At 51.2% G+C, this 6556-nt stretch carries 9 protein-coding genes; all 9 read left to right on the forward strand.

Going from position 1 to position 6556, the window contains the following annotated elements; all coding sequences use genetic code 11:
* Positions 1-230: 230 nt before the first annotated feature.
* Positions 231-1049: an FKBP-type peptidyl-prolyl cis-trans isomerase gene (gene fkpA / locus ACJBF3_RS14810; protein ID WP_023309460.1), complete on the forward strand. Its 819-nt coding sequence runs from the start codon at positions 231-233 to the stop codon at positions 1047-1049.
* Positions 1050-1215: 166 nt separating this feature from the next.
* On the forward strand, positions 1216-1938 hold the full coding sequence (locus ACJBF3_RS14815; RefSeq protein ID WP_406545223.1) for a transcriptional regulator: 723 nt from the start codon (positions 1216-1218) through the stop codon (positions 1936-1938).
* Entirely contained in the window at positions 1938-2324 is a 387-nt protein-coding gene (gene tusD, locus ACJBF3_RS14820; RefSeq protein WP_045330519.1) for a sulfurtransferase complex subunit TusD, read from the forward strand. The genes ACJBF3_RS14815 and tusD overlap by 1 nt, the downstream gene beginning before the upstream one ends.
* Positions 2324-2683, forward strand: coding sequence for a sulfurtransferase complex subunit TusC (tusC, locus tag ACJBF3_RS14825; protein WP_045330520.1), 360 nt, complete (start codon positions 2324-2326; stop codon positions 2681-2683). The genes tusD and tusC overlap by 1 nt, the downstream gene beginning before the upstream one ends.
* A gap of 7 nt (positions 2684-2690) precedes the next feature.
* The gene (gene tusB / locus ACJBF3_RS14830; RefSeq protein WP_045330521.1) at positions 2691-2978 is read left to right on the forward strand and encodes a sulfurtransferase complex subunit TusB; all 288 of its coding nucleotides are present in this window, start codon (positions 2691-2693) and stop codon (positions 2976-2978) included.
* A 124-nt stretch (positions 2979-3102) separates the two neighbouring features.
* Entirely contained in the window at positions 3103-3477 is a 375-nt protein-coding gene (rpsL, locus tag ACJBF3_RS14835; RefSeq protein ID WP_000246815.1) for a 30S ribosomal protein S12, read from the forward strand.
* Between the two features lie 96 nt (positions 3478-3573).
* Entirely contained in the window at positions 3574-4044 is a 471-nt protein-coding gene (rpsG, locus tag ACJBF3_RS14840; RefSeq protein ID WP_004106370.1) for a 30S ribosomal protein S7, read from the forward strand.
* Positions 4045-4140: 96 nt separating this feature from the next.
* Positions 4141-6255: an elongation factor G gene (gene fusA, locus ACJBF3_RS14845; RefSeq protein ID WP_045330523.1), complete on the forward strand. Its 2115-nt coding sequence runs from the start codon at positions 4141-4143 to the stop codon at positions 6253-6255.
* 69 nt (positions 6256-6324) lie between these two features.
* A partial coding sequence (locus ACJBF3_RS14850; protein WP_032439543.1) for a GTP-binding protein occupies positions 6325-6556 on the forward strand: 232 nt, incomplete at its 3' end.

The following is a 6556-nucleotide window of genomic DNA, read 5'->3' on the forward strand; positions in this document are numbered from 1 at the left end:
CTCGTTTATTTCAGATTTGCCATAATGGCCCAGCGGCGGCGCAGTTTAACTGAGTTTATCCCTAAGTACAGTTCGCATCCCCTGACAAGAAACTTATTTAAACAAAAATAGTCTGAAAAGTGGCGACAATTGGACGTGTCTGTATGTAGATTTCTTCTGCAACGTTTTATAGTACATCACTCATTTACGTTTAACGCTGGGGTGAGAGTCCCCAGGCCCTGGAGATATGGATGAAATCACTGTTTAAAGTAACGCTGCTGGCGACGACGATGGCTGTTGCGCTGAACGCGCCGCTGTCATTCGCTGCTGATACTGCTGCGAAGCCTGCTGCCACTGCAGACAGCAAAGCGGCGTTCAAAAATGACGACCAGAAATCCGCCTACGCACTGGGCGCATCTCTGGGCCGTTACATGGAAAACTCTCTGAAAGAACAAGAGAAACTGGGCATCAAACTGGATAAAGCTCAGCTGATCGCGGGCGTTCAGGACGCATTTGCAGATAAGAGCAAGCTGTCTGACCAGGAAATTGAACAGACTCTGCAGGCGTTCGAAGCGCGCGTGAAGGGTGCCGCGCAGACCAAGATGGACGCGGACGCTAAAGACAACGAAGCGAAAGGCAAAGCCTACCGCGATACCTTTGCTAAAGAGAAGGGTGTGAAAACCTCCTCTACTGGCCTGGTGTACAAAGTTGAGAAAGAAGGCACCGGCGATGCGCCTAAAGACAGCGACACCGTTGTGGTGAATTACAAAGGTACGCTGATCGACGGTAAAGAGTTTGATAACTCTTACACCCGCGGCGAGCCACTCTCCTTCCGTCTGGATGGTGTGATCCCAGGCTGGACTGAAGGCCTGAAAAACATCAAGAAAGGCGGCAAGATCAAGATGGTTATCCCACCGGATCTGGCCTATGGCAAAACCGGCGTTCCGGGGATCCCTGCTAACTCTACGCTGGTCTTTGACGTAGAGCTGCTGGACATCAAACCGGCACCGAAAGCGGATGCCAAAGCAGACGCACCGGCTGACGATAAAGCCGCTGCTGCTAAGAAGTAATGCTGAAAAAAAACCGCCGCCTTTAAGGCGGCGGTTTTTTATTGTGGGGCAGATATAATTAACACTGGAAAGCGTTAGGCACGCTGTATTAATTTAGTTGTCCGTGTAGATAATGAGCCTGCCCTGAAAACCTAACGACAGGCTCCTGAAAAGGAGTGTTTTTTTCATGTCCAGGTCGCTTTTAACCAACGAAACCAGTGAGCTTGATTTGCTGGATCAACGTCCTTTCGATCAGACCGACTTCGATATTCTGAAATCCTACGAAGCGGTAGTGGACGGGTTAGCGATGCTCATTGGCTCCCACTGCGAAATCGTATTGCACTCCCTGCAAGATCTGAAGTGCTCCGCCATCCGTATTGCGAATGGTGAGCATACTGGCCGTAAAATTGGTTCGCCTATTACCGACCTTGCATTGCGTATGTTGCATGACATGACCGGCGCGGACAGCAGCGTCTCCAAATGCTATTTCACCCGCGCCAAAAGCGGCGTGCTGATGAAGTCAGAAACCATTGCGATTCGAAACCGCGAGCATCGTGTGATTGGGCTGCTGTGCATCAACATGAACCTTGATGTGCCATTCTCGCAAATCATGAGCACCTTTGTTCCACCTGAAACGCCGGATGTGGGCTCCTCCGTTAACTTTGCCTCCTCCGTTGAGGATCTGGTGACGCAGACGCTTGAGTTTACGATTGAAGAGGTGAATGCCGATCGCAACGTCTCGAACAACGCCAAGAATCGCCATATCGTGCTCAATCTCTATGAAAAAGGGATTTTTGATATTAAAGACGCCATCAACCAGGTGGCCGATCGTCTGAACATCTCCAAGCACACGGTCTACCTCTATATTCGCCAGTTCAAAAGCGGTGATTTCCTGGGACAAGACAAGTAATGCGTTTTGCGTTAATGGTGACAGGCCCGGCGTACGGGACTCAGCAGGCCAGCAGCGCGCTGCAGTTTGCGCATGCGCTCCTCGCGTCCGGACATGAGCTGGCAAGCGTCTTCTTCTATCGGGAAGGGGTGTATAACGCGAATCAGTTTACGTCCCCGGCGAGCGACGAGTTTGATCTGGTTCGCGCCTGGCAGGCATTAAACGAAAAGCAGGGCGTAGAGCTGCACATCTGCGTCGCGGCGGCACTGCGCCGCGGTGTGACCGATGCAACCGAAGCCGCGCGCCTTGGTTTATCGGGTTCTAACCTGCAGCCCGGTTTTTCGTTGAGTGGCCTGGGCGCGCTGGCACAAGCGGCATTAACCTGCGACAGAGTGGTGCAATTCTGATGAAGCGCGTAGCATTTGTTTTTACGTCTGCGCCGCACGGTAGTGCTTCAGGCCGCGAAGGTCTGGATGCGTTACTGGCGACATCCGCGCTGACCGAAGATATCGGCGTCTTCTTTTTGGGCGACGGGGTGTTTCAGCTTCTGGCGGGCCAGCAGCCGCAGGCCATTCTGGCGCGTGATTACATCGCGACGTTCAAGGTCTTACCGCTTTACGATATCGAAACGTTCTATCTCTGTGCCGACTCCCTGGCCGCGCGCGGTTTGAATGAAAAGATGCCTTTCGTGCTGGATGCGACGGTCCTGTCTTCTGCCGCGTTACGCGAACAGCTTTCCCACTACGATACCGTTCTGACTTTCTGAGGCTGCCATGCTCCATACTCTGAGCCATTCACCGTGGCAATGTGATATCGACACGCTGCTGAGCATGTTGCGCGAAGGTGACGATTTGCTGCTCATTCAGGATGGCGTGCTTGCCGCACTGGAAGGCAGTCGTTTCGTTGAAATTCTCACAAATGCCCCCATAACCGTCTCTGCGCTGAAAGACGATCTGGATGCGCGGGGTCTTTCTGGTCAAATTTCAGCCAAAATTGACGTGGTTGGCTATACTGATTTCGTCAATCTTACTGTGACGCACGCCAGTCAAATGAACTGGTGATTTGAGATCGCTGTATATTTCTTGACACCTTTTCGACGTAGCCCTAAAATTTCGCGTCCTCATATTGTATGAGGTCGTTTTATTACGTGTTTACGAAGCAAAAGCTAAAACCAGGAGCTATTTAATGGCAACAGTTAACCAGCTGGTACGCAAACCACGTGCACGCAAAGTTGCGAAAAGCAACGTGCCTGCGCTGGAAGCCTGCCCGCAGAAACGTGGCGTATGTACTCGTGTATATACCACCACTCCTAAAAAACCAAACTCCGCACTGCGTAAAGTATGCCGTGTGCGTTTGACTAACGGTTTCGAAGTGACTTCCTACATCGGTGGTGAAGGTCACAACCTGCAGGAGCACTCCGTGATCCTGATCCGTGGCGGTCGTGTTAAAGACCTTCCGGGTGTTCGTTACCACACCGTTCGTGGTGCGCTCGACTGCTCAGGTGTTAAAGACCGTAAGCAGGCTCGCTCCAAGTACGGCGTGAAGCGTCCTAAGGCTTAATGGTTCTCCGTTAAGTAAGGCCAAACTGATTTATCTTAATGTCACACTAAACTCTTTGAGTTTTGGACAATCCTGAATTAACAACGGAGTATTCCCATGCCACGTCGTCGCGTCATTGGTCAGCGTAAAATCCTTCCAGATCCGAAATTCGGATCAGAACTGCTGGCAAAATTTGTAAATATCCTGATGGTAGATGGTAAAAAATCTACTGCAGAAGCAATCGTATACAGCGCGCTTGAGACCCTGGCTCAGCGTTCTGGTAAAAATGAACTGGAAGCTTTCGAAGTCGCTCTCGACAACGTTCGCCCAACCGTAGAAGTTAAGTCCCGCCGCGTTGGTGGTTCTACTTATCAGGTTCCAGTTGAAGTTCGTCCGGTTCGTCGTAATGCTCTGGCAATGCGTTGGATCGTTGAAGCTGCTCGTAAACGCGGTGATAAATCCATGGCTCTGCGTCTGGCGAACGAACTTTCTGATGCTGCAGACAACAAAGGTACTGCAGTTAAGAAACGTGAAGACGTTCACCGTATGGCAGAAGCCAACAAGGCGTTCGCACACTACCGTTGGTAATCCCTTCGGAGTCTTAGTCACCAGGCGGGCGCTTCAGAGAAGCCGCCCGCTCTGGGTAACTTAACTGAACGCCTAAAGATATAAACGAGGAATCAAATGGCTCGTACAACACCCATCGCACGCTACCGTAACATCGGTATCAGTGCGCACATCGACGCCGGTAAAACCACTACTACCGAACGTATTCTGTTCTACACCGGTGTAAACCACAAAATCGGTGAAGTTCATGACGGCGCAGCCACCATGGACTGGATGGAACAGGAGCAGGAGCGTGGTATCACTATCACCTCCGCAGCGACTACTGCATTCTGGTCAGGTATGGCTAAGCAGTACGAACCGCATCGCGTAAACATCATCGACACCCCAGGGCACGTTGACTTCACTATCGAAGTAGAACGTTCCATGCGTGTTCTTGACGGCGCGGTAATGGTTTATTGCGCAGTTGGTGGTGTTCAGCCACAGTCTGAAACCGTATGGCGTCAGGCGAACAAATATAAAGTTCCACGCATCGCGTTCGTTAACAAAATGGACCGTATGGGTGCTAACTTCCTGAAAGTTGTTGGTCAGATCAAAACCCGTCTGGGCGCGAACCCTGTTCCGCTGCAGCTGGCAATTGGTGCTGAAGAAGGCTTCACCGGCGTTATCGACCTGGTGAAAATGAAAGCCATCAACTGGAACGATGCAGACCAGGGCGTTACCTTCGAATACGAAGATATCCCAGCTGCAATGCAGGACCTGGCTGACGAATGGCACCAGAACCTGATCGAATCCGCTGCTGAAGCTTCTGAAGAGCTGATGGAGAAATACCTGGGTGGTGAAGAACTGACTGAAGAAGAGATCAAAAAAGCTCTGCGTCAGCGCGTTCTGAACAACGAAATCATCCTGGTAACCTGTGGTTCTGCGTTCAAGAACAAAGGTGTTCAGGCGATGCTGGATGCGGTAGTTGACTACCTGCCATCCCCGGTTGACGTTCCTGCGATCAACGGTATCCTGGACGACGGTAAAGATACTCCGGCTGAGCGTCACGCAAGCGACGACGAGCCATTCTCTGCACTGGCGTTCAAAATTGCTACCGACCCATTCGTGGGTAACCTGACCTTCTTCCGCGTTTACTCTGGTGTGGTTAACTCCGGTGACACCATCCTGAACTCCGTGAAAGCGGCGCGTGAACGTTTTGGCCGTATCGTACAGATGCACGCTAACAAACGTGAAGAGATCAAAGAAGTTCGTGCGGGCGACATCGCTGCAGCTATCGGTCTGAAAGACGTGACCACTGGTGACACCCTGTGTGACCCAGATCACCCGATCATTCTGGAGCGTATGGAATTCCCAGAGCCGGTAATCTCCATCGCGGTTGAACCAAAAACCAAAGCTGACCAGGAAAAAATGGGTCTGGCTCTGGGCCGTCTGGCGAAAGAAGACCCATCATTCCGCGTATGGACTGATGAAGAATCTAACCAGACCATCATCGCTGGTATGGGTGAACTGCACCTGGACATCATCGTTGACCGTATGAAGCGTGAATTCAACGTTGAAGCTAACGTGGGTAAACCTCAGGTTGCTTACCGCGAAGCGATTCGCGCGAAAGTTACCGACATTGAAGGTAAACACGCTAAGCAGTCTGGTGGTCGCGGTCAGTACGGTCACGTTGTGATCGACATGTACCCACTGGAGCCGGGCTCTAACCCGAAAGGTTACGAGTTCATCAACGACATCAAAGGTGGTGTAATTCCTGGCGAATACATCCCAGCCGTTGATAAAGGCATCCAGGAACAGCTGAAAGCGGGCCCTCTGGCTGGCTATCCGGTTGTTGACATGGGTATTCGTCTGCACTTCGGTTCTTACCACGACGTTGACTCCTCTGAACTGGCGTTTAAACTGGCTGCGTCTATTGCCTTTAAAGAAGGCTTTAAGAAAGCAAAACCAGTTCTGCTTGAGCCAATCATGAAGGTTGAAGTAGAAACTCCTGAAGAGAACACCGGTGACGTTATCGGTGACTTGAGCCGTCGTCGCGGTATGCTGCGTGGTCAGGAATCCGAAGTAACTGGCGTTAAGATCCACGCTGAAGTTCCGCTGTCTGAAATGTTCGGATATGCAACTCAGCTGCGTTCTCTGACCAAAGGTCGTGCATCATACACCATGGAATTCCTGAAGTATGATGATGCGCCTAACAACGTTGCTCAGGCCGTTATTGAAGCCCGTGGTAAGTAATCCACAGGATTAAAACCTAAGTCCCGTGCTCTCTCCAAAGGGGAGAGCACTATAGTAAGGAATATAGCCGTGTCTAAAGAAAAATTTGAACGTACAAAACCGCACGTCAACGTTGGTACTATCGGCCACGTTGACCATGGTAAAACTACCCTGACTGCTGCAATCACTACCGTTCTGGCTAAAACCTACGGTGGTTCTGCTCGTGCATTCGACCAGATCGATAACGCACCAGAAGAAAAAGCTCGTGGTATCACCATCAACACTTCCCACGTTGAATACGACACCCCGACTCGCCACTACG

It is taken from the genome of Enterobacter sp. PP-008-ECC_S150, from assembly GCF_045257065.1.
Classification (GTDB): Bacteria; Pseudomonadota; Gammaproteobacteria; order Enterobacterales; family Enterobacteriaceae; genus Enterobacter; species Enterobacter chengduensis.

Coding starts and splice junctions, on each gene's coding strand:
- tusB (WP_045330521.1), top strand. CDS start 2,691: ATGCTCCATACTCTGAGCCATTCACCGTGGCAATGTGATATCGACACG.
- fusA (WP_045330523.1), top strand. CDS start 4,141: ATGGCTCGTACAACACCCATCGCACGCTACCGTAACATCGGTATCAGT.
- ACJBF3_RS14815 (WP_406545223.1), top strand. CDS start 1,216: ATGTCCAGGTCGCTTTTAACCAACGAAACCAGTGAGCTTGATTTGCTG.
- tusD (WP_045330519.1), top strand. CDS start 1,938: ATGCGTTTTGCGTTAATGGTGACAGGCCCGGCGTACGGGACTCAGCAG.
- tusC (WP_045330520.1), top strand. CDS start 2,324: ATGAAGCGCGTAGCATTTGTTTTTACGTCTGCGCCGCACGGTAGTGCT.
- rpsL (WP_000246815.1), top strand. CDS start 3,103: ATGGCAACAGTTAACCAGCTGGTACGCAAACCACGTGCACGCAAAGTT.
- rpsG (WP_004106370.1), top strand. CDS start 3,574: ATGCCACGTCGTCGCGTCATTGGTCAGCGTAAAATCCTTCCAGATCCG.
- fkpA (WP_023309460.1), top strand. CDS start 231: ATGAAATCACTGTTTAAAGTAACGCTGCTGGCGACGACGATGGCTGTT.